Here is a 22,865-nt window from a genome sequence, read left to right on the forward strand (position 1 = left end):
CTTTTCCTTCATTCGCTTATTGTCTGGCTTTGAGGCTGGCTAAGTACATTTCGGAGGGATTCGTGCAAAAGTCCCCCGGGCAATTTACCATTCACACTTCTGCGGCTGGCGTATTCACGCCGCTCCTGTTGGTTTCAAGCTCTGGCAAGCCGTGGTGCATGCCGCGCGGGCTCATATCTCGAGATGTTTGTATCTACATCGCTTTGCAACAGCCGGAAAACGGCCACCGCATCCACCAGTTGCTGTGCCTGCACCTTCAGGCTATCGGCTGCTGCCGCGCTTTGCTCCACCAGCGCTGCGTTCTGTTGTGTAGCCTGATCCATCTGTGTGATGGCCTCCCCCACTTGCGCTACGCCTAAGCTCTGTTCGGTGCTGGCAGCGCTAATCTCGCCCACTATGTCGGTAACGCGGCGGATGGAAGCAACCACTTCAGTCATGGTTGCGCCGGCCTTATCCACCAACATCGTGCCCTGTTCTACGCGCTCCACACTGGCGTGTATCAGGCCCTTGATCTCCTTGGCAGCTTCGGCGCTGCGCTGCGCAAGGCCGCGCACCTCGCTGGCCACCACGGCAAAACCGCGTCCCTGATCGCCTGCACGTGCCGCTTCGACGGCCGCGTTGAGCGCGAGAATATTGGTCTGGAATGCGATGCCGTCGATCACACCAATGATGTCGGCAATCTTTTTGCTACTGTCGTTAATGCCCTTCATGGTGGCAACTACTTCCGCAACCACATCACCGCCCTGTACTGCCACTGAGGATGCGCTCACGGCCAGCTGATTGGCCTGGCGGGCGTTGTCTGCATTGGCCTGTACGGTCGAGTTGAGTTCTTCCATAGATGCCGAAGTTTCTTCCAAGGCGCTTGCCTGCTGTTCGGTGCGGGCAGAGAGGTCGTTATTGCCCTGTGCAATTTCGGTGCTAGCCGATGCGACGCTATGGGCGTTGTTGCGCACATTGCTCACCACGCGCGACAGGCTCGTTTGCATAGTGTGCAAGGCATTGAGCAGCAGCGCAATTTCGTCTTTGCCCTCGATGGGCTTGGCCATGGTCAGGTCACCACTGGCCACGGCCTGGGAAACGCGCACCGCGTTGTCCAGGGGGTTGACCACGCTGCGGCTGAAGGCCACGGCCCCTGCAATGCCCAGGGCGCACACCACTAGCATGACCACCAGGCTGATGGTGGTTGCACGCTGCGCGGCGGTCGCTGCACGGGTGGCCACTTGACTGCTGGTCTTGGCGATCAAATCACCTGCTTGGTCGATCAACTGCGAAGGCTCGCGGTCCATGCCTGCCACGGACTGGTCGCCGACCTGCGGGTCATGGCCGGCCGCCTTGAAGGCTTCAAAGCCCTTGCGGTATGCGATCCCCATGCGTAGATGGGACTGCGAAAACTGCTCCACGCGCTCGCGCTCTTCGCCGGAGGGAAGGAGTGCAAGTAGTTTCTGGGCTTGTTCGTTGATGGCTTTTTCTCGCTTTTCGAACTCCGCCCAGTGTTGCGTTAGCTTTGCCGGGTCTTTACCGCGCAGCAGCACATTTTTCCACTCTTGAACCTGAACCTTGAACTCACTGAGCATGTCCGATGCTAATCGCTCGTTGTCGAAGCTTTGAGCCACGGTTGTTTGGTATGTGTCCAGCGCGTGGTTCAGGCGGCTGATGCCAAAAAGCGCCGCAGCAAGCAGCAGCAGCAGAGATACGGCAAAGGCCAAGGGAAGCTTGAGGCTGAGTTTCATGGAGCACTTCTGTTACGGAGTATTTTTTAGGTCATCGTGTTTGCTGACGCATGAGATCCCTTGATGCGGGATTTGCAATCCTGCTAGCAATAGTCTCTTTAAGATTATGAAGCTGAATGTGTTTTTTCTGTGCTTATGTTATGCGTGTGGCGGTGCGCACTAAAGGTGGTCTGCACAGAGCAGTGCACGGGAAGATGGGAAATTGATTTAAGTCAAGACAGGCTGCCGTAGCTAGGATTCACAAGTTCTTGTGTTCCCCCATCCGATGGCCGCGCTCCGTGATCTGCTTGATCGCTTCGATCTTGAACTCTTCGGGTTATTGATGCTGAGTCATGGCACCTCCTATTGGACCTGAGGTCTGAAGCTCGAAGGTGTCTAGCTAGGACCGGGCGATTCACAACAATAAGTCAGCTTAACCCGACACAGCGGCATGCATATAGGTCCGAGGCGTCCAGCTTTCGGGGAGAGAGATGCGCTACTCAAGCTCATTGGCTTTCTGGATTCGCTATCTCATACTGAGCATGACCGCAGAGGTTGCGCAGACCATATCTGGCGATGTCTAAGTGTGCAGTGCAGCATTCCTGAATCGCATCGGCACATGAAGAATGGCCATTGGATACCAAACAAACCAATCTCCACAATCCGTGGCTCTGGCGCAGACTGCGCCGAACTTTGGATAAGAACTCTGGAGACATTCATGCGCATAAACCGCTTTCTGACCACTTTGGCTCTTGTAGCTACCGCCGCTAGCAGCTTCGCTCAAACGACGCTGAAGATGGGGCACCCTCAGTCCAGCACCTCTGCCTTTCAGGTGGGAGCACAGGCGTTTGCGGACGAGTTCGCCAAGCTGACCAACAACCGCTACAAAATCTCCATCTTTCCCTCAGGATCTCTGGGTGGCGAGCGCGAGATGGTGGAAAGCGTGCAACTGGGCACCTTGGATTTGGTGCTTACGTCCACCGGCCCTGTGGGCAACTTCGTTCCCGAAACCTTGATCACGGACGTTCCCTTCCTGTTCCGTGATTACGACCACGCTCGCAAGACCCTCGACGGGGCAATTGGGCAAGACCTGCTATCCAAATTTCAGGCCAAAGGCATCGTGGCGTTGGCTTGGGCAGAGAACGGATTTCGCCACCTCACTAATAGCAAGCGCGCGGTTAACACGCCTGAAGACTTGAAAGGTCTGAAGCTGCGCACGATGGAGAACCCCGTGCACATGACGGCTTTCCGTGCACTCGGGGCGTCACCAGCTCCCATGGCCTTCACGGAGCTGTTCACCGCGTTGCAGCAGGGGACGGTCGACGGTCAGGAGAACCCGATTCCCGTCATCACGTCGTCCAAGTTTGGGCAAGTGCAAAAGAATCTATCTCTGACAGGCCATGTGTACTCGCCAGCGTTGATCCTGGCCTCAATGTCCATGGTCAGTGGTCTGTCTGCTGCTGACAAGAAAGCGCTGCAAGACGCGGCGAAGTTTGGGGCCACGGCGATGCGCAAACGTGTGAACGAGGTCGAGAACTCCGGGATTGCCGAACTCAAGGCGATGGGCGTGAACGTGGTTATGGATGTGGACAAGTCCAAGTTCCAGGCCGCTCTTGCGCCTGCATACATCGAGTACGCCAAACGTTTTGGTGAGGCGAACATCCAGCGCATTCGGGATGTCAAGTAAACCCGCATTTTCGGACTGAATTTGACCATGAGTTCCTTTGATAGCGCGGCATCAAACGCCCGATCGGGTTGGGCCGTTGCCCTGATTTCCCTAGACAAACGCAGCACCGGCTTTGCCGTTAACACTGCTGTTGCGATGCTGGTCCTCGCCGTGTTCTGCGGCTTGTTCCAGGTGTTCTCCCGCTTTATTCTTGATACGCCGTCAGACTGGACCGAGGTCCTCACGCGCTTCGCTTTGATCTGGATGGTCTACATGGGCGTAGGCGTGGCGTTACGCAATGGAGCCATGGTGTCGGTGGATCTGATGCACCGCAAACTTCCTGCGGTGTGGCAGAAAAAACTGGAGTGGCTCATTGCCACGGTCACTCTTGTGATGCTGGCGGTGATGATTTACTGGGGTGCATTTATTGCATGGCGCATCCGATTTCAAAACGTGGCGGGCCTGGAGATATCGATCGCTTGGGCCTACCTGGCAATCCCGATTGGCGCCCTGTTCGCGGTGATCGCAGTGCTCGCGCATGTCTTTGATCCGCTGCGCAACGAGCTAGATACCGCGCTTTGATCCTCCGCCAGCGCACGACGCGCTGGTGACGCCCCCTCCCGCTTTCGTCCCTGGTCTGCTGGACCCGGAGGGCGCAGCAATACCTATAAGGAATGTTCATGGGCTCTCTTATGTTGAGCACGATGCTGGTGCTTTTTGCACTCAGCGTACCCGTCGCTATCGCCATTGGCCTGGCCAGTGTGGCTGCCGTAGGAGCCACCCCGGGCCTGTCAATGATCGTCGTTGCACAGCAACTTTTCATTTCGATCGACAAGTACCCGCTGGCTGCTATCCCCTTTTTCATCCTGGCTGGCAATTTGATGGAAACCGGCGGCATTTCACGCCGACTGGTCGACTTCGCCAAGTCCATTGTGGGTGGCGTTCAGGGCGGTCTACCCATGACCTGCGTGCTCACCTGCATGATCTTCGCAGCAGTCTCCGGATCTTCGGTCGCCACGACCTTCGCGATTGGCGCTATCTTGATTCCCGCCATGGTCAAGCATGGATACCCGACGCCGGTGGCGGCGTCCATTCAAGCCACGTCGGCTGAACTGGGCGTGATCATCCCGCCATCCATTCCCATGATCTTGTACGGCGTGTCAGCTGAAGTGTCAATCGGTGAGCTGTTCATTGCAGGATTTGGACCCGGGCTATTGATTGGTGGCGGCCTTCTGCTGTTTGTATATGTGTATTGCAAGATCAAGGGGCTGGGGAAGAACGATGGAGACGGCCGACTGGGGTTTGTCGATGCGACGCAGAAAGCGGCGCTGGCGTTGCTGATGCCCGTCATCATCCTGGGTGGCATTTATGGCGGCATCTTCACGCCCACCGAAGCTTCGGTGGTGGCGGTGGGATATGCCCTGGTGGTCGGGATGTTCATTTACCGTGAGATGAACATCAAGACGGTGCATGCCGCCTTCAAGAAGTCCGTGATTTCCTCCGCAGTGATCATGTTCATCATTGCGTGTGCGGGCTTGTTCTCCTTCCTGATCAGCCGCGCGGGCATTCCCGAGGCGTTGGGCTTATGGCTGACCGAGGTCTTGCGGTCTCCCGCTTGGTTCTTGCTTGGCGTCAACGCAGCACTGTTCGTGATTGGCATGTTCATCGAAACGTCTGCTGCCATCATCATCTTGGCTCCCATACTGGCGCCGATTGCCATTCACTTCGGCATTGACCCAGTGCATTTCGGCACGATCATGGTTGTGAACTTGGCGCTAGGCATGATCACTCCGCCTTTTGGTGTGAACCTCTTTGCCGCTTGTTCTGTTGCGAAGATTTCGCTGGACCGAATAGTCACTTCGTTGTTGCCTTTTGTAGGGGTGATCGTCTTCTGTCTGATGCTCATCACTTACTTCCCGCCGATTTCTCTGTTCTTGCGAGACTTGGTGTACGGAGTTCCGAGGTGAGCGCTATGACATATTGCAAACTGAACTTGCTCTCGGAGTGGTGATGCGAATGCTGCAAAAAATTGACACGAAGGACATCGTTCCGCGTGCGCTGCTGCGCTCCCTGTTCGATAGCGCACTCGGCGCAGTAGATCCCCTGAACTGCGTGCCAGGCTTCCTGCCGCCGCGTCCCAAGGGGCGGACCTTGGTGCTGGGCGCAGGCAAGGCTTCTGCTCGCATGGCGCGCGCTGTAGAAGCAGTGTGGGATGGCCCGCTCACTGGTTTGGTGGTCACGCGCTACGGACACAGCGACCAGTGCGAGCGTATCAAGGTCGTGGAGTCTGGTCACCCCGTGCCAGACGATGCAGGTGCCACTGCCGCGCGGCAAATGTTGGCGATGGCTCAGGACATGGGTCCCGATGATCTAGTGCTGGCCCTGGTCTCGGGCGGTGGCTCATCGCTAATCACCTTGCCGGCAGAAGGCCTGTCGATGGAGGACCTGAGGACCGTGAACGTGGGCTTGTTGCGCAGCGGCGCAAAAATCAGCGAGATGAACATGGTGCGTCGACACCTGTCCCGTATCAAAGGCGGTCGCTTGGCGCAAGCTTGCGGAGCTGCCGCCGTGCATACGTTGGTCGTGTCCGATGTGCCTGGTGACGACCCAGCGGTCGTGGCCTCTGGCCCTACCGTCGCTGACCTCAGCAGCCCGCTAGAGGCTCTGACGGTGCTAGTAAAGCATCGAATCAATGTACCGCCTGCTGTGATTGAGGTGTTACGCCGACAACCCTCTGTTCAACGAGGTGGCTATGGCCCGCGTCATGTGCAGGTCATTGCCACTGCCGAACTGGCGTTGAATGCAGCAGTTGCTGAGGCAAAGCGACTGGAGCTGGACGTGATCAACCTGGGCGGTGCCGTGGAAGGTGAATCCCGCAAGGTAGCCGAGGCGCAAGCGGCAATGGCTATGGGATTGCGCAGCGTCATGACCAACGGAGCAACGCCGAAGCTGCTGCTTTCGGGTGGCGAGACCACCGTCACGGTGCAAGGCAACGGCCGAGGAGGCCGCAACAGTGAGTTCTTGCTTTCACTCGCCTTGGAGCTCCAAGGACAGGAGGGTATCCACGCCATCGCATGCGATACCGATGGCATTGACGGAGTGGAAGACAACGCTGGGGGAATCATAGATCCAGAGTCTCTACGACGTGCTGGAAGGCTTGGACTCGACCCGCGAGCATTGCTCGACAACAACGACGCATACACGTTTCTTTCCACCTTAGGTGATCTCATCACCACAGGCCCCACTCGAACGAATGTCAACGACTTTCGCGCTTTGCTCATAACCTGAGGTGACCCTATGTTAACCATTCAAGCCGCCGCACCGGCATCACAAGAACTGACCCAACGTCTACCCTTGCGCCCGTGGCGTGGCACGAAGATTGTGGCCACTCTGGGCCCTGCTAGCCGTAGCTTCGCTGATGTTGTGGCTTTGGCACGCGCTGGCGTGGATGTGTTTCGTCTGAATTTCAGCCATGGCAGCCACGCCGATCATCAATTGCGTCTGCAGTGGGTGCGGGACGCTGAAACTGAACTGGATCGCCCTTTGGGTGCACTACTCGATCTTCAAGGTCCAAAACTGCGTGTAGGTCGCTTGATAGAACCGATTGAGTTGCAAAGAGGCACTGAGCTGGACTTGGTTTTCGGTAGCCATCAAACTCTTGCCAGCGACCCAGTTCCAGTGCCCCATGAGGAGGTGATCCGCTCCCTGGCGGTTGGGCATCAGCTCCTGGTAGACGACGGCAAACTCCGCCTGACAGTACTGTCCATCAAGGGCGATGGTGCCTCGACCCGTGTTCGGGTGCGCAGCGAGGTGGCCGGCCGTTTGCTTGAGCGCAAGGGCTTGAATCTTCCCGATTCCGTTCTGCCTATGCCCGCGCTTACGCCCAAGGATATTGAGGATTTGGCCTTCGGTCTGGCCCTTGGCGTAGATTGGATTGCCTTGAGTTTTGTGCAAACCGCAGTCGACGTGGTGCAATTGCGCGAACTGGTGCAAGGCCGCGCCGGACTCATTTCCAAGATAGAGAAACCTTCGGCCGTCGAGCACCTCCCGGCGATTTTAGAAGCGTCTGACGCTGTCATGATTGCGCGTGGCGACTTGGGGGTGGAATTGCCACCCGAAGACGTGCCCAGCGTTCAACGCCGCATCGCACAATTGGCGCGTGAGATGGGTAAACCAGTGATTGTTGCCACACAAATGCTGGAATCCATGACCGGGAGTTCCTCGCCCACACGCGCCGAAGCTTCGGACGTTGCAACCGCCGTGTACGACGGAGTGGACGCTGTGATGTTGTCTGCCGAATCGGCCTCGGGTTGTTACCCTATCGAAGCCGTCAGCATGATGGCGCGCATCATTGAGCGTGTGGAAAGCGACCCACGCCAACAGCGCCTCATGGCTTCGGTTACAGCCCGCACCCAAGCCAACGCCACCGACGCCATTGGCGCGGCGGTGCGCGTGGTAGCGCAAACCGTGCCGCTCTCTGCCACGGTGACTTACACCTCCTCAGGCGTCAGTGCCTTGCGTGTGGCCCATGAACGGCCACTCACCCCCTTGATCGGCCTCACACCCAACACCAGTACAGCACGCCGTTTAACACTAGTGTGGGGAGTACGCCCGGTTGTATCGCGTGATGCTGCAGATGTCGACGATATGGTGGCCCTTGCCACAAGCGCCGTTAACAGACTTTGTGCTGACACCGCAAACCGCGCCTTCGCCATCGTTGCTGGCATGCCATTTGGCACGCCTGGCGCTACCAACATGCTACGTTTAGTCACGCCAATGATGGCGGCACATCCTCTGGGGGAGTACGAAGTGATGTTGCGCAAGGACTACTGGGCCATCCGAGACAACGCGGTATGAAGCTTCGCTGGCCCTTGCGGCTTCAGTTCGGTTGACGGTGAATTCCATGCCGTCCTTACAACCGCATTCAAAAGCAGGCGCTGGGTGGAGCGCTGCTTTGCGTGGCTTTTGGAGCTCGTACGGAGATCTAAAAGGCGCGATTGGTTTGTTGCGCGCTACGGTGATTTGGATGGCCGTCAAATGCGCATTGCTGGCTAAGTCGATACGCGCCACGGCCGACTATGCCAAACAACAAAAAGCCTTGTCGCAAGCAGTGGCTGAGCACCAGTGCCATGTATCGGCACTCATTGATGGAGTGTTGCATCAAAGCGGCCTGATTGCCCGCCTAAGCAGCGAACACCTGCAAACCAGCAAAGCCACTTCCTTGCGGCTCACTACTGCGTCTGGCGCCATGCGTGAGTTACGAGATGAGATCGACAGTGCGGCAACGGAGATACACAACCTACAACATCAAACTGAAAAAATTGAAGAGGTAATGCGTTTGATTTCTAGTGTTGCACGGCAGACCAGCTTGTTGTCGGTCAATGCCTCCATCGAAGCGGCCCGCGCGGGCGACGTCGGGCGTGGTTTTGCAGTGGTGGCCGGCGAGGTGAAGAAGCTCGCCGAGCAAGTCAATCAATCCGTGCAGTCTATTGACGGCACGGTAAGTCAAGTGCTTGCAGCCATGGCCAGTGCGAACAAAAAAATGAGCAACATGCTACAAGGCGTTCATGAGGCCGATCGTGACATCACGCAAGAGGCCAGCAATGTTGCGCAACAGGTGGTGCACGTTGAATCCATCCAACTTGCGGCCATAGCCATCAGCCAATCGGTGCAAGAGGTGGCTCAAGCCGCGCTGGAGTCTGGTGCCCTCGTGAATCGAATCGGCTTGTTGAGCCAGAAAATTGATGCGGACAGCGAGGCTGCAGCGCTGGAGGTAGCGCTGTTGTCGGATCGGGCTGAGTCCTTGCAGTCCATGGCGGTCAGTGTGGCCATCGGAGACAAACTGGATGCCGTCATTCGGAGGGCCACTCGCTATCACCAGCAAGTGGTAGAGAAGCTAGAGCAGCTACTGGCCCGTGGCGTGGATATATTTGATTTGCAGTACCAAGACGTGCCACACACCGATCCACCCAAATTCAGAACCAGTTACGACATCGAATTTGCGCGCGTCATGACACCGTTCTACGACCACATCGTGGCCGATATTGGAATTCTCTTTTACTGTAATGCTTTGGATGTGAATGGCTATGTCCCTGCACACAATGGCATTTACTCGCAGCCGGTCACAGGCGACTACGAACACGATCTCAAGCACAGCCGCGACAAACGCAAGATGGTGGATGCAGCTTCACAGAAGGCTGTAAAAAACCATACCGATCGTTACTTGCTTGTGACTTACCTGCGCGATAACGGAGATGTGGTGTCAGATCTTTCCTTTCCCCTATATGTTGGCGGAAAACACTGGGGCGCGATGCGATTCGGGATGGACGCCAACCGACTTTGAGAACTGAATTTGTGGCCGGCTGTAAGTAACAGTCGGCCTTTCGATAAACCGTATTTGTTCTTCGTGACCCTTAGTCGAGATTCAACACATGACGAGATTTTCATCGCACATGAACCGTCGCCGCGTCCTCGGTACCGTCAGCGGCTTGGTGTTGGGACCCTGGAACACCAGCGGACTTTGTGCAGGCAAAGAACTGGTTGTGGGTCAAGTGGCGTCCTTGTCAGGCAGCAATGGAGCCGATTTGGGGCAAGGCCTTAAGGCCGGTGTTGAGGCATGTTTTCTCGCAGTGAATTCGGTTGGCGGTATTCGAGGTCAGACCTTACGCTTGGTTAGCAAAGATGACCGATACCTCCCCGAAGAAACCGAGAGACTCACCCGAGAATTGATCGCTCAAGACCGACCTGTTGCCTTAATCGCTTATCGCGGTACTGCTAACACTATGGCCCTGATTAAATCTGAAGTGCTGGTTAAGCAAGGTATCACCTTAGTGGGAACATTAACCGGAGCCAGAGAAGTTCAAGGTGCGGCTGGAATCCTCAATCTACGCACCTCCTATGAGCGTGAACTCTCAGAGTTGGTGGGGCAGGCGCAGCGCATGTCCTTGGACAGCGTTGCCGTGCTGTATGTGGACGATGCATTTGGCCGAACCGGCTTGGCAGCTGTTGAACAGGCAGCCACATCCAATGGCACCAAACTTCTTGCAAAGGTTCCCTATGACAAAAGTCCGAACAGCGTTGATATGTCACTGAACGAGGCGGCCAAACAACTCGCTGCGGTCAGTCCAAAAGCGCTGATCATGGTGGCCGTTGGCGACCCTGTCTATGCATTCATCAAAGCCTTTCGCCCACTGAATACCGCCAGCCGATTATTCTGTATGTCAGTGGTTGATCCTTCTGAGGTTGTGAAGCGCTGTGGCGTTGAAGTGGCCGCAGGTATCGGGTTCTCTCAGGTCTACCCCTCTCCCTATTCGGAGAAAACTGACCTGGTCCGTGACTATCGCCGCGCATTGGCGAAACTAACCAACGCACCCGACCCCAACTACTTCAGTATGGAAGGTTACGTCTATGCACGAGTTTTGGTCGAAGCCTTGAAACGTGCGCCAGACTCACCGAGTGATGCGCAGGTCAGCGCAGCGTTGATCAACCTGCCCGCCATGGATTTTGGGGGGCTCCGGATGCAAATTGACCCACGCACTCGCAATGGCATGCGCTACACCGATTTGACGGTGCTTACTAGGAAAGGCAAGTTGGTGGGCTAAGTTCCACAATGATGCTTGCACACCATGGAGATATATCAACTGCGCACCTTCCTGGCGGTCGCTCGCTTGGGTCACCTCACGCGTGCCGCAGAGCAGCTACATCTCACGCAGCCCGCAGTATCCAAACAAATCAAAGCGCTCGAGCAAGAAGTTGGCGTGCTGCTGTTTGAACGTCAGCCCACCGGTATGGTGCTCACCAGCGAAGGACGTGCACTTTTCCCTTTGGCAGAGCGCACGCTGTTTGACGCCATGGAGCTGCTCAATCATGCCCGCGTCTTGCGCGGCGAAGTGGCAGGTGATGTGGTGATTGGAACTGTGATCGACCCCGACACCCTACGACTGGGCTCTTTCTTGGGCGCACTGCTAGCTTATTTTCCCAAGGTGCAAGCCCGTCTCCAGCATGGCATTTCTGGTTGGGTGCTGGAACGCGTGCGTGCGGGGGACATTGACGGTGGGTTCTACATCGGCCAGGTGCTCGACCCCGACGTGAGTAGCTTTTCGATGCGCACCCTGCAGTATGTGGTGGTTGCTCCACCTGAATGGAGCGAACGCATGCAGCAGGCCGATTGGGCCGCAGTGGCCGCTATGCCGTGGATTGGTACGCCCGCTCACAGCTCACAACATCGTTTGGTCCGCACCATGTTTGCCGAACGCGGCCTGAGCGTTACGCCAGTGATTGAGGCCGACCAGGAAGCATCGATGGTGAGTCTGGTGCGAACCGGTGTGGGTTTGGCCACAATGCGCCAAGACTTGGCGATCGAGGCCCAACTGCGTGGAGAAGTGTTTATTTGGCCGGATACGGTACAGGACTGCCCGCTGTCCTTCATTTTTAAGAATACTCGCCGGGACGATGTGCTGGTCGCAGCTTGCCGCAAAGCGCTGGCCGAGGTGTGGCCTAGTGAAGGGCACTCGGTGTGATGTTTCAAAAGTTGTTCACCCAGAAGAGTCTGGGAGACTGGGGTTGCCGCGCTTCCGAACTCACTGTGGCAACAACCAGATGAACAGTTATGGGAATGCCAGATTGACCTTTGAAGGGCGCAAATCACAGATCCAACGTATCGCTGGGGTTGGGCTGATACCAGCGGCAAAGGCAGGCGGCATCGGCGCTCGCACCGCACGCAAGTGGCATCTCCGTTTTGAGCAATTGGCGGTCCAGTGCTTGATGGACCACAGCTCGCGTCCTGTTCGCATCCGCAGCACCATCAATGAAGCTTTGGGCAAACGCGTCTACCAACTGTGCCGTGTCCGTATGCCCATGCGAGGCATAGCCGCCGTGGCGGGGCGTAGTGTGGCCACCTTCAGCCGCATTCTGCGGCGCCTGTGTTTCTCCAGTTTGAGTGCGCTTGATCCTGCATATCTCGTACTGCGCTACTGGCGGGCTGTTTCTGGTGAACTACGGCACACGGACACCAAGAGGCTCTGGCTCATCGTGCGAGTTGGCCGCCGGATCACAGGCGATCGGCGGGACTCCTTCGCTAGAGCGGGTTGGGAGTTCGCCCCTGCGGCCATTGACGATCAGTCCCGAGCCGGCTATCTGCACAGCGACGAGCGCAGAGGCTCGGCGGTCAAGTTCTTGAAGTCTACTGGGGCGCATTGCGTGGGCTTGGGCGTGAGGATCGAGCGCTTGTTTTACGGTAATGGCTCAGCCCACCGTTTTAGATCGTTCAATCAAACCTGTCTGGCTCTGGGGAGCAGGCACACGCTTACCCAACCTCGCAAGCGGCTACCCAACGGCAAGGTTGAACGCCTCGTCCGGACCTATTTGCGGGAATGCGCCTACGGTCTCAACTGGGCCAATAGCGCTGAGCGATCCCATCGGCTGTCTGCGGCCCTGACCTACTTTAGTGTCCGAACACGCATTTGGCATTGGGCTACAAGCCTCCGGCTTCTCGGCTTCGCGGGAACAACCTATTGCAACCCAGCACCTAGTGATCTCGCGTCGGCGTCCCCTCGAATGGACTTATCGATCATCGCTGCTTCCTTTTTGGCGCCAGTCCCGCCAAGCCTCCTAGTCTATCGCTACCGGCCCAGCCACACAGACTACCTTGAATGGATCGCTCCTCCGGTGGCCCCTTTGATATGGTCTGCGCTGAATCAACATCTAGGGTTTACCCGTCCAGTGTTTTGATTGATGTGCTGCATCAAAAAGTGTGATTTGTCAGATACGTACGACGAACTTAATCTCTTGCTGCCTTCAACAACAATAGGAGACTTTTCATGCGCGCGCTATCTATCAAGCTTGCTGCAGCAACAATTGCTTTTGCAGCGGTGACAGTTTGCCAAGCCGGGACAGTGACAGTAATCACTTCCTTTCCAAAGGAAGTGACTGACGCATACAAGAAGGCGTTCGAAGCGAAGAATCCTTCAATTAAACTTGAAATTCTCAATAAAAGCGGTACCACGGCCATTCCATATATCAGGGAGACTGCGGTCGGCCAACGTCCTGATGTTTTTTGGTCGTCTGATGTTGTGGCTTTTGAAGTGCTTGCTCGCGAAAAACTTCTGCAAAAAGTGCCAGAAGTTAGAAATCCACTTGTACCAGAGAAAATTGGTTCGTATCCTATTAACGATCCGGAGGGTATGTATTTCGGGCAGGCCTTGTCAGGTTATGGAATCATGACCAACAAGCGTTACATGGACGCGAACAAATTACCTGCGCCTAAGGAGTGGGCCGATTTAACCAACGGGGTGTACTTCGGACATGTGGCATTGTCATCTCCTTCTCGATCGGGTACGACACATCTTACCGTTGAGACGATTCTGCAAGGAGAGGGTTGGGAGAAAGGGTGGACCCAACTCCTGCAAATCGGGGGTAACTGTGCCGCGATAACGGATCGAAGCTTCGGAGTGCCCGACGGCGTGAACAACGGCCAGTTTGGGATTGGGTTGGTTATCGATTTTTTTGGATTGGCAGGACGCTATGCAGGCTTCCCGGTCAATTTTGTCTATCCGACCATCACGGCTGTGGTGCCTGCGAGTATCGCTATGGTTGCCGGGGGTAAAAACAGTGTTGAGGCAAGTAATTTCATGTCATTCACTCTGTCCATGGAGGGGCAGCAGCTTCTGTTTAATCCAAAAATAAGCCGCTTGCCGGTACTGCCCTATTCAGTTGCCGAACTCAAAGTTCCATCGGATTATCCAAATATTTATGAGGTTGCGCGTAAGGCGAAAGTCAAATTCGACTCAGCACTTTCTGAGTCTCGATACCCATTGGTTGTGAGCCTGTTCGATCAAACAGTGACTTTTAGACTGAAGGAGCTTCAGGCGGCTACGAAGGCAATTCACGAAGCTGAGAAGAAATTCAGAGTAAAACCAAACGCTCGGGCACAGGAGTTGTTGACTCAGGCACGTAATCTTGCGTTTACACCGCTCGTAGACGAGAAGACTGCTAACAACAAAGAATATCTTGAGCTCTTTAATAAAAACAAGAAAGAGGTCGCCATTGCTAAACAGCTCACTGGATTAGAGGAGATGTGGAGCACCAAAGCCAAGTCAAATTATGCCCGCGCAGAAACTCTTGCTAACGAGGCTTCGGCGCTCATCAAATAAGGACGAAAAATGAGCGCATCAAATGCAGCGTCATCGACGCTCGCGAAACCTCTACGTGCCATCCGGCTTCCCGGGGGAGTGGGGGCATGGCTTGCTGGGTTAGCCATTGCGATTTTCCTTGGTTTCTTCTTGTTGGCTCCGGTAATCTCGGTAATTTATACCGCCTTCGTAAATCAACATGGAGGATTGACAATAGGTCACTTCGTTAACTTTTTTGGACAAACGCTTTTTAGGGAATCCTTCGTCAACAGCATGTATGTTGCGCTGATGTCGGTCGTCTTCTCGTCTCTAATTGCCATTCCCCTCGCTTACCTCACAGTGCGATTCGCTTTTCGAGGATCTCTGGTCATACAGACACTTGGAGTCCTCCCTCTCATCATGCCTCCGTTTGTCGGGGCTGTCGCTCTGCAGCTCATTTTCGGTAAGAACGGGTCGATGAATCTTTTGCTCGGTGAGTGGTTTGGTATCAACATTCCAGTAATGGACGGTTTGAATGGGGTCATCTTTGTAGAGAGCCTTCATTACTTTCCCTTTATTCTGCTGAACTTAGTGGCGTCTTTGCGCAATATCGACGGGGCCATGGAGGAGTCTGCTCTAAGTCTTGGTTGTACTGGAATTAGGCTCTTTCGGCGGGTAATTTTCCCCTTGGCTATGCCTGGATTCTTGGCTGGCGCATCACTGGTGTTTGTAAAGGTCTTTGACGACCTAGGTACGCCTCTAGTGATGGGGACGACAAATATGCTGGCACCCCAAGCCTACTTGCGAATCACATCTGTTGGCGTGGATGATCCGCTTGGCTATGTCATCAGCGTGATCATGATCGTTTTCTCCGTGCTCGCCATGTGGATGGCTGCACGGGTAATGAAAGGTCGTGACTACTCCACTTTGCAAAAAGGCGGAAGCAGCATTCAAAAGCGTAAGCTGACTGTTTGGCAGAGCGTGGTGGCGTATTTCTGGATCGGTGCGATTCTGTTGGTAGTGCTCTCTCCCCATCTCGGAATTCTGCTTATGAGTTTGTCCAAAGTATGGAGCTTCTCAGTGCTGCCTGATGCCTATACGCTGGAGCATTACGCCACTGTATTTGGCGACTCCAGCCAGATGATCAGCAACACGCTTCTGTATTGCGGACTGGCCGCAACCCTCGATGTCGTGTTTGGAACGGCCATTGCTTACTTGATCTTGCGCACCAGACTGCCCGCCCGACAGTGGCTTGATTGGACGTCGTCTATCGCGCTTGCGATTCCCGGTCTGGTACTGGCTATTGGCTATTTGCGTATTTTCAGGGGGGTTGATGTTCCTTTTACGGAAACTCCTGTCACCTCCACCTGGGTCCTGATCATGATTGCCTATGCGGTGCGCAGACTTCCCTATGCACTGCGGTCATGCTTTGCAGCTCTGCAACAGGTGCATATATCTCTCGAGGAATCAGCTCACAGTCTTGGTGCAAGCCGATTGAGAACAATTCGTCGCATTGTCGTTCCACTGATGGCAGGGGGGATTTTGGCCGGATTTGTCACGAGTTTCATTACTGCCGCGGTAGAGCTGTCAGCCACGATCATGCTCACAACCACCGAAGTTAATGCACCCATGAGCTACGGCATTTATTTGTATATGCAAAGCATCGCGGGTCGAGGTCCTGGTGCTGCTTTAGGGGTGATTGCCGTAATTGTGGTCGCAATAGGAACGTTTCTCTCCCATTGGGTGGCGGAACGCTCCAGCTCAAATAAAACTGCTCGATACGAAGAGTAAAGGAACATATGTTTAAACCTCTCAAAAAGGTGGGCGTGGTCGCACACCAACTTTCGCTTTCTTATGGTACGACAGAGGTACTGAAAGACATAACACTGAGTGTGGCTCCAGGCGAGTTTTTTGCTCTGTTGGGACCCAGTGGTTCGGGAAAATCTACGCTTTTGCGTCTTATCGCCGGTTTCAATCCTCATCAAAAAGGAAGTCTGCTGATTGATGGGAAAGATGTGTCCGGTACACCACCCCACATGCGCAACATTGGGATGGTGTTTCAGAACTATGCGCTTTGGCCACACATGACGGTCTGGGACAACGTTGCTTTTGGTTTGGTGGAGAGAAAAGTCGACAAGCAGACGCTCACTGCCAAAGTGGAGGCTGCACTGGATCTTGTAGGCCTTAAGCAATACGCGAAAAGGCGGCCCTCCATGCTATCCGGTGGTCAACAGCAGCGTGTTGCCCTGGCGCGAACAATAGTCATTGAACCTCAAGTGCTGCTGCTGGATGAGCCGCTTTCAAATCTGGATAAGAACCTTCGGGTCCAGATGCGGGAGGAGCTCAAAAACCTTCAGAGAACGCTAGGCCTTACCACGATCTTTGTTACGCATGATCAAGAGGAGGCCATGACTACTGCGGATAGGATGGCAGTGTTGGATAAAGGCATCCTCCAGCAAGTTGGCTCTGCGACGAATCTATTTGATTATCCAGATAACAAGTTCGTAGCTGGCTTTGTAGGTACAGCCAATTTGATCGACGGAAACATTACTGCGGTGAACGGTGAGTCCGTTCGGTTTGTTGGTAATGGCTTAGCACCGCTCACTTTCCCGAAGCCTTATGAGTCCAGCCCCAAAGCTGGTCACGCGGCTATGTCGGTACGCCCTCATCAGGTTGCAATTCAAGTAAGGGGGGAGCTGATTGATAACTCGCGAGTGTGGCTGGATGGGCAGGTAGAAAGCTCCGAGTTTTTAGGTGAATTTGCTCGATACCGTGTGCGAGTGGGAGAGGCTGAGATAGTGGCTGATCAACCGCACTATTCTGGGCTGCAAATGTTCAAGGCGGGAGAACAAGTTCGGCTCGGCATTGAGCCTAGTCAGGTTCGCTTTCTTAGTAGTTAGAATTGATCACTGAAAATGTCATGACGTCTGAATGACGAGCTAAAACGCGCTCTGATTGGCGCCATGACATCAAATTTGAGCTGTTAAGTTTCTTCTGAGATAAGAGAGCGATGAAATATGACTGCCACGTTGAAATTTCTGATTTTTTTGATGCTTCAAGTATCTATGGACGAAGCTGGGCTATTTTATGTGCTGAAAAATTAAGTAATTACTTGATTTCTCGACAGTTAAGACCTGTTTTGATTATATCTAAGCAATTTTGTAATATTGATAGCTATATTTCTAGCATTCTTGCTGAGCTTGAACCGAGTTGTCGGGTGGTAGCTTCTGTTGCTGCTTTTACTGATAAGGCTGAAATTGTGGAGCTCGACAGAGTCGGAGTCCGAGGTGTTTGCGTGAAATTCGAACGAAGTGAGATGCCGGTTTTTTTGGATAGAATTTACGCTATTGATCAGATTATACCGTCAACGTGGCATATGGAAATACTTGCACCTTGGAGCCAAGTTATTAATTTTGGCGCTAGTTTGGCTCGAATTCGCCGTAGCTTCGTTGTTCATTGTTATCTGAAAAATTTTGTGAACCCAGGGGTTGTTGATTTGGATCGACTGAGGTGGTGGAGTGGTATGGGGAACTTGTATGTTAAATTTTTGGGTGAATTTCCGAAACTTTCGGATGGGTCATTCAATAACATTTGCCAAATATTAGGGTTAATAAATATTTCTCGAGATCGTGTCGTTTGGGGAAGTTGTTGGCCTGTGCCTTTGAATGCAAACGAGTTATTAAGTGACAATCGATTTGCTGCGATTTCAGGATATGAACGGGATTTTGAATTAAATGCTCGTGAGCTTTATGAGTTTTAAAAAGGAAAGAGTGAAATGAGTGCCATCGTTGACATCGTCGGTCGCGAGATTCTGGACAGCCGCGGCAACCCCACCGTCGAATGCGACGTGTTGCTCGAATCGGGCGTGATGGCCGCGCGGCGGGCTGTGCCTTTCGGGCGCGTCCACCGGCAGCCGTGAAGCCATTGAAATGCGTGACGGCGACAAGAGCCGCTACCTGGGCAAGGGCGTACTCAAGGCGGTGGAATACATCAACACCGAGATCAGTGAAGCCGTGCTGGGCCTCGATGCGTCGGAACAAGGTTTTCTGGACAAAACCCTGATCGACCTTGACGGCACCGAGAACAAGAGCCGCCTGGGCGCCAACGCCATGCTGGCCGTCTCGATGGCCGTGGCCCGCGCTGCGGCCGAAGAATCTGGCCTGCCCCTGTACCGCTATCTGGGCGGCATGGGCAGCGTGCAGTTGCCTGTGCCCATGATGAACGTCATCAACGGCGGCGCACACGCCAACAACAGCCTGGATCTGCAGGAGTTCATGATCATCCCCGTGGGCGCGCCCACGTTCCGCGAAGCCGTGCGCTGGGGCGCCGAAGTGTTCCACGCGCTCAAGAAGATCATCCACGACAAGGGCATGAGCACCGCCGTGGGCGACGAAGGCGGCTTTGCCCCCAGCGTAGAAAACCACGAAGCAGCCATCCGCCTCATCCTGCAAGCCATTGAAGCTGCGGGCTATTCGGCCGGCGACCAGATCGCCCTGGGCCTGGACTGCGCCGCGAGCGAGTTCTACAAAGACGGCATGTATGTGCTCGAAGGCGAAGGCGGCCTCAAGCTCACCGCCCAGCAGTGGACGGACATGCTGGCAGCATGGGTGGACAAGTACCCCATCATCAGCATCGAAGATGGCATGCACGAAGGCGACTGGGATGGCTGGAAGCACCTGACCGAACGTCTGGGCGACAAGGTGCAGTTGGTGGGTGACGACCTGTTCGTGACCAACACCAAGATCCTGAAGGAAGGCATCGACAAGCGCATTGCCAACTCGATCCTGATCAAGATCAACCAGATCGGCACGTTGACCGAAACCTTTGCTGCCATCGAGATGGCCAAGCGCGCGGGCTACACCGCCGTGATCTCGCACCGCTCTGGCGAAACCGAAGACAGCACCATTGCCGACATTGCTGTGGGCACCAACGCCGGCCAGATCAAGACCGGCTCGCTGTCGCGTTCAGACCGTATCGCCAAGTACAACCAGCTGCTGCGTATAGAGGAAAGACTGGGTGCGATTGCGATCTACTCTGGTCGTTCAGCTTTCCGCATTTTAGGTTAGTGTATGAATGCGCCGGCGGTTGCATGTGAGGATGTCGTTGCATGCATTGTTTAAGGCGCAGAGTATTCCATTTCATGTTCACAAAGCCTCTCAGAAAAGTCAGCGTTGTAGCGCGGGATTTATCGCTTCGATTTGGAAGCACGGATGTGCTTGCCGGTGTAAATTTCACAGTTGACCCGGGAGAGTTTTTTGCGCTCTTAGGGCCGAGCGGCTCTGGTAAAACTTCACTGCTCCGTATAGTTGCAGGGCTCACCGTGCACACTGGTGGAGAACTGTTAATTGATGGCCGTGATGTTTCAAGTATCCCTATACATCAGCGCAATGTTGGATTGGTGTTCCAGAACTACGCCCTTTGGCCTCATCTCAGCGTGTGGGACAACGTAGCCTTTGGACTGATAGAAAAACGACTACCAAATACTTTGATCCGCCAGAAGGTGGACGCCATGCTGGATATGGTCGGTTTAAAGGAATACTCACAGCGTCGTCCAGCTACCTTGTCAGGAGGGGAGCAACAGCGTACGGCGTTAGCGCGTACTTTAGTGGTCGAACCACAGGTGCTTTTGCTGGACGAGCCCTTATCTAACCTTGACAAGCAGCTTCGCTCGCAGATGCGGCAGGAGATTAGAAATCTTCAACGCAGTCTTGGGCTGACGACCATTCTTGTCACCCATGATCAAGAAGAGGCCATGACATCGGCTGATCGGATCGCAGTATTGGATGGTGGCGTTCTTCAGCAAGTCGGCACACCCACTGGTCTTTTTGATTTTCCGAAGAATAAGCTAGTCGCTAGTTTTTTAGGTACAACCAATATGGTGGAAGGGGTGCTTGAAAGGGTGATGAGTGATGTGTTTATATTTGATACCCCAGAATTGGGGAGAATAGTAATACCCCGTCTTCCGCATGCATCTCCAAAGCTTGGAAAAACGGCGATTTCATTTCGACCTCACCAGATTTCAATGAAAGTAAACGACGAGCACGTAGACGCCACCCATATTTGGCTTAGGGGATTGATTGAAGCTGCGGAATTCATGGGCGAGTTTTTCCGGTATCGCGTGAGAGTCGGCGGGTTAGCACTGCTCGTGGATCAAGCACATTATTTAGGACTAGATACTTTCCCTTGTGGCGCGTACGTCCGCATAGGTATTGATCCCATGCAAGTACGTTTTTTGGCTACGTAGCTAACGATGGAAATATACCAACTCCGTGCTTTCACAACGGTTGCGAAGTTAGGCAGTATTACTCGTGCCTCCGAAGCACTGCATGTCACTCAGCCTGCGGTCACCGCTCAACTGAAAGGCCTGGAAGAAGAGCTGGGAATTTCGTTGTTTGATCGTCGGCCGGGCAAGATAGTTCTTACCAAGGCAGGCGAAACACTGCTAGGAGACGTCGATCAACTTTTGGCGTTAGTGGGGAATCTAACGAGCAAGGCTAAGGAGCTAAAGGGTCAGGTAACTGGCACATTAGTAATTGGCACTGTAGGTGATCCTGATTCACTACGCCTAGGTTCCCTCTTGAGCACGCTCGTACAGGCCCTTCCGTTGTTAGAGATAAAGACGCGTCAAGGGCATTCTGAAGAATTGCGTGAACTGGTTACTACTGGTGCAATTCAGAGTTCTTTTTATATTGGCCCCAACTTGCCACGGGATGTTCTGGGTGTTCCTCTGCAGACGCTTTATTACCGTATCGCAGGACCATTTGAGTACAAGGAGCGACTCCTCAACGGTGGATGGCAAGAGATTTCTGAGATGCCATGGATCGGTGCACCTTCACTTCACCATTCCCAGACATTGCTTAAGGAGATGTTTGCACGGCAGGGACTTAGCCCACATGTGGTTGTTGAAGCCGACGATGCATCGTTCTCATTGAGTCTAGTGCGTTCTGGGGTTGGGCTGGCATTAATTAGAGAGGACATTGCTCTTATTGCAAGCGAGCAGAGTGAAGTGGTTATCTGGCCTCATGTTCGGTTGGACGCCCGTCTGTGTTTTATTTACTCCAGGCCGTACGAGCATGACCCCGCAACCATAGCAACGCTTTCACAAATTCGAGCTGTCTGGAGTTTGACGGATCCCCTTTCACCGCACACATGAGGGGGTTGACAGTCATCTCTATGGATGCATTTGAGTAGTCGGTCGAGAGAAAAATGAGTATTGCTTTGGAAAAAAATCGATTTTTAAAAAATCGTCCATAGAAATTATGAATCTTTTTTCGACTGGTTGAAATGTTTTTGCACGTGAACACTGTGGATAATACTTCGCTCTCGTCGAGTTTCATGGGGTATTTTTTCATCGATATTGACGTTTTTGAGGAAACCGATTCGCGAGGTCCTAGGACGTACAGGCGATCTCGATGGGACTAGAAATGATCGAGTTGCGTCATCTGCGTTACTTCATCGCAGTCGCCGAGGAGCTGAACTTTCGCCGCGCTTCTGAACGCGTACATGTTGACCAAACTCCCTTATCCCGGACCATTCGCGACCTAGAAGAGCAACTTGGGGTGCAGCTGTTCGTGCGAGCACCACGTAAGTTGTACCTGACACCGGCCGGTCTTCGCCTTCTGAAAGACGCAGCTAAATTGTTTATCCGGGTCGAGCGTATCTATCGCGTGGTACGCGAGACTGATGCTCGTTTCCGCACGCCGTTGCGCATCGGTGTCGCCGACGGGATCGCACAGCCCAAACTCTCTCAATGCTTGGTCAACTGGCGTGTGGTGGCTCCAGAGATTCCCCTGGAACTCACAGAGATGCGTGCTCTGGAGCTGGCCGAGGCATTGCAGAGTGAGCAACTGGATGCGGGATTTTCCTTTGGCGTACCGGATGGCCACGCCATCGATCAGCAGCCGGCCTGGAGCTACTCCGCTATAGCGCTGCTGCCGCTCGGGCATGAACTGGCATCGCGGGCAGAGCTTACTCTCGCCGAGCTACTTGCCTTCCCACTGCTGTCATGCCATTCTGGCCGGCAGCCGGGCCTTCTTCAGCAGATGCAGGCTATCGTGCAGCGCCATACAACGAACCCCACATTTGCAGGTGAAGCCGGCACGCTAAGCGGCTACGTGACGCGTATCGCTGCAGGCATGGGGGTGGGGTTAGGAGACACGGGCCACATTGCGACCCTACGCCGCTCGGATGTCGTGGCCGTACCGCTGCGTGAAGACGAGCGCTTCACTACCTTCGTGCTTCACAAGCACCAGCGCTTCGGTTTGCCCGAAGCGCTGCAACGTTTCGTTGCGCACACCAAAACTTTTTTGTGATCGTTACGACTGTTCGCGCCAGCGATGCGCGATACGGCGGCGTCGGCCTTGGACATACCGCGTATTACTC

Annotated in this window: 16 protein-coding genes and 2 pseudogenes; 17 read left to right on the forward strand and 1 reads right to left on the reverse strand. The window is 54.3% G+C overall.

What is annotated here, in order from left to right:
* Positions 1-134: 134 nt before the first annotated feature.
* Entirely contained in the window at positions 135-1,730 is a 1,596-nt protein-coding gene (locus tag EXV95_RS18830; RefSeq protein WP_176888008.1) for a methyl-accepting chemotaxis protein, read from the reverse strand.
* A gap of 697 nt (positions 1,731-2,427) precedes the next feature.
* Between EXV95_RS18830 and EXV95_RS18835 the strand changes: the two genes are divergently transcribed.
* From EXV95_RS18835 to EXV95_RS18915, 17 genes and pseudogenes are all read left to right on the forward strand, one after another.
* Complete coding sequence (locus EXV95_RS18835) at positions 2,428-3,396, forward strand: TRAP transporter substrate-binding protein (RefSeq protein ID WP_176888009.1); 969 nt, start codon at positions 2,428-2,430, stop codon at positions 3,394-3,396.
* A 27-nt stretch (positions 3,397-3,423) separates the two neighbouring features.
* Positions 3,424-3,957: a TRAP transporter small permease gene (locus EXV95_RS18840; protein WP_176888010.1), complete on the forward strand. Its 534-nt coding sequence runs from the start codon at positions 3,424-3,426 to the stop codon at positions 3,955-3,957.
* 98 nt (positions 3,958-4,055) lie between these two features.
* Positions 4,056-5,342, forward strand: a complete 1,287-nt coding sequence (locus tag EXV95_RS18845; protein ID WP_176888011.1) for a TRAP transporter large permease — start codon at positions 4,056-4,058, stop codon at positions 5,340-5,342.
* A gap of 43 nt (positions 5,343-5,385) precedes the next feature.
* On the forward strand, positions 5,386-6,663 hold the full coding sequence (locus EXV95_RS18850) for a glycerate kinase (protein ID WP_176888012.1): 1,278 nt from the start codon (positions 5,386-5,388) through the stop codon (positions 6,661-6,663).
* A gap of 9 nt (positions 6,664-6,672) precedes the next feature.
* The gene (pyk, locus tag EXV95_RS18855; protein ID WP_176888013.1) at positions 6,673-8,232 is read left to right on the forward strand and encodes a pyruvate kinase; all 1,560 of its coding nucleotides are present in this window, start codon (positions 6,673-6,675) and stop codon (positions 8,230-8,232) included.
* 46 nt (positions 8,233-8,278) lie between these two features.
* The gene (locus EXV95_RS18860; protein ID WP_176888014.1) at positions 8,279-9,718 is read left to right on the forward strand and encodes a methyl-accepting chemotaxis protein; all 1,440 of its coding nucleotides are present in this window, start codon (positions 8,279-8,281) and stop codon (positions 9,716-9,718) included.
* Between the two features lie 109 nt (positions 9,719-9,827).
* Positions 9,828-10,976, forward strand: a complete 1,149-nt coding sequence (locus EXV95_RS18865) for an ABC transporter substrate-binding protein (RefSeq protein WP_176888015.1) — start codon at positions 9,828-9,830, stop codon at positions 10,974-10,976.
* A gap of 24 nt (positions 10,977-11,000) precedes the next feature.
* Entirely contained in the window at positions 11,001-11,894 is an 894-nt protein-coding gene (locus EXV95_RS18870) for a LysR family transcriptional regulator (RefSeq protein ID WP_176888016.1), read from the forward strand.
* A 79-nt stretch (positions 11,895-11,973) separates the two neighbouring features.
* A pseudogene (locus EXV95_RS18875) lies at positions 11,974-12,905 on the forward strand (leucine zipper domain-containing protein).
* Between the two features lie 288 nt (positions 12,906-13,193).
* A complete protein-coding gene (locus tag EXV95_RS18880) occupies positions 13,194-14,525 on the forward strand; it encodes an ABC transporter substrate-binding protein (protein ID WP_176888017.1) in 1,332 nt (443 codons plus the stop codon).
* 9 nt (positions 14,526-14,534) lie between these two features.
* The gene (locus tag EXV95_RS18885) at positions 14,535-16,274 is read left to right on the forward strand and encodes an iron ABC transporter permease (RefSeq protein WP_176888018.1); all 1,740 of its coding nucleotides are present in this window, start codon (positions 14,535-14,537) and stop codon (positions 16,272-16,274) included.
* An 8-nt stretch (positions 16,275-16,282) separates the two neighbouring features.
* On the forward strand, positions 16,283-17,383 hold the full coding sequence (locus EXV95_RS18890) for an ABC transporter ATP-binding protein (protein ID WP_176888019.1): 1,101 nt from the start codon (positions 16,283-16,285) through the stop codon (positions 17,381-17,383).
* 110 nt (positions 17,384-17,493) lie between these two features.
* Positions 17,494-18,243, forward strand: a complete 750-nt coding sequence (locus EXV95_RS18895) for a hypothetical protein (protein WP_176888020.1) — start codon at positions 17,494-17,496, stop codon at positions 18,241-18,243.
* 15 nt (positions 18,244-18,258) lie between these two features.
* Positions 18,259-19,549 (forward strand): annotated as a pseudogene (gene eno / locus EXV95_RS18900) (phosphopyruvate hydratase).
* Positions 19,550-19,623: 74 nt separating this feature from the next.
* Positions 19,624-20,727, forward strand: coding sequence for an ABC transporter ATP-binding protein (locus EXV95_RS18905; protein ID WP_176888021.1), 1,104 nt, complete (start codon positions 19,624-19,626; stop codon positions 20,725-20,727).
* A gap of 6 nt (positions 20,728-20,733) precedes the next feature.
* A complete protein-coding gene (locus EXV95_RS18910) occupies positions 20,734-21,636 on the forward strand; it encodes a LysR family transcriptional regulator (protein WP_176888022.1) in 903 nt (300 codons plus the stop codon).
* Between the two features lie 271 nt (positions 21,637-21,907).
* Positions 21,908-22,795 carry a LysR family transcriptional regulator gene (locus tag EXV95_RS18915; protein ID WP_176888023.1) on the forward strand — a complete coding sequence of 296 codons (888 nt, stop codon included), beginning with the start codon at positions 21,908-21,910 and terminating at the stop codon, positions 22,793-22,795.
* Positions 22,796-22,865: the final 70 nt, after the last annotated feature.

Origin of the sequence: Acidovorax sp. JMULE5 (assembly GCF_013376875.1) — a bacterium.
GTDB lineage: Bacteria > Pseudomonadota > Gammaproteobacteria > Burkholderiales > Burkholderiaceae_C > Acidovorax > Acidovorax facilis.

Bases quoted from the DNA above. Each gene is read 5' to 3' on its own strand.
- EXV95_RS18830 (WP_176888008.1), bottom strand. From the start codon at position 1,730: ATGAAACTCAGCCTCAAGCTTCCCTTGGCCTTTGCCGTATCTCTGCTG.
- EXV95_RS18835 (WP_176888009.1), top strand. From the start codon at position 2,428: ATGCGCATAAACCGCTTTCTGACCACTTTGGCTCTTGTAGCTACCGCC.
- EXV95_RS18840 (WP_176888010.1), top strand. From the start codon at position 3,424: ATGAGTTCCTTTGATAGCGCGGCATCAAACGCCCGATCGGGTTGGGCC.
- EXV95_RS18845 (WP_176888011.1), top strand. From the start codon at position 4,056: ATGGGCTCTCTTATGTTGAGCACGATGCTGGTGCTTTTTGCACTCAGC.
- EXV95_RS18850 (WP_176888012.1), top strand. From the start codon at position 5,386: ATGCGAATGCTGCAAAAAATTGACACGAAGGACATCGTTCCGCGTGCG.
- pyk (WP_176888013.1), top strand. From the start codon at position 6,673: ATGTTAACCATTCAAGCCGCCGCACCGGCATCACAAGAACTGACCCAA.
- EXV95_RS18860 (WP_176888014.1), top strand. From the start codon at position 8,279: ATGCCGTCCTTACAACCGCATTCAAAAGCAGGCGCTGGGTGGAGCGCT.
- EXV95_RS18865 (WP_176888015.1), top strand. From the start codon at position 9,828: ATGAACCGTCGCCGCGTCCTCGGTACCGTCAGCGGCTTGGTGTTGGGA.
- EXV95_RS18870 (WP_176888016.1), top strand. From the start codon at position 11,001: ATGGAGATATATCAACTGCGCACCTTCCTGGCGGTCGCTCGCTTGGGT.
- EXV95_RS18880 (WP_176888017.1), top strand. From the start codon at position 13,194: ATGCGCGCGCTATCTATCAAGCTTGCTGCAGCAACAATTGCTTTTGCA.
- EXV95_RS18885 (WP_176888018.1), top strand. From the start codon at position 14,535: ATGAGCGCATCAAATGCAGCGTCATCGACGCTCGCGAAACCTCTACGT.
- EXV95_RS18890 (WP_176888019.1), top strand. From the start codon at position 16,283: ATGTTTAAACCTCTCAAAAAGGTGGGCGTGGTCGCACACCAACTTTCG.
- EXV95_RS18895 (WP_176888020.1), top strand. From the start codon at position 17,494: ATGAAATATGACTGCCACGTTGAAATTTCTGATTTTTTTGATGCTTCA.
- EXV95_RS18905 (WP_176888021.1), top strand. From the start codon at position 19,624: ATGTTCACAAAGCCTCTCAGAAAAGTCAGCGTTGTAGCGCGGGATTTA.
- EXV95_RS18910 (WP_176888022.1), top strand. From the start codon at position 20,734: ATGGAAATATACCAACTCCGTGCTTTCACAACGGTTGCGAAGTTAGGC.
- EXV95_RS18915 (WP_176888023.1), top strand. From the start codon at position 21,908: ATGATCGAGTTGCGTCATCTGCGTTACTTCATCGCAGTCGCCGAGGAG.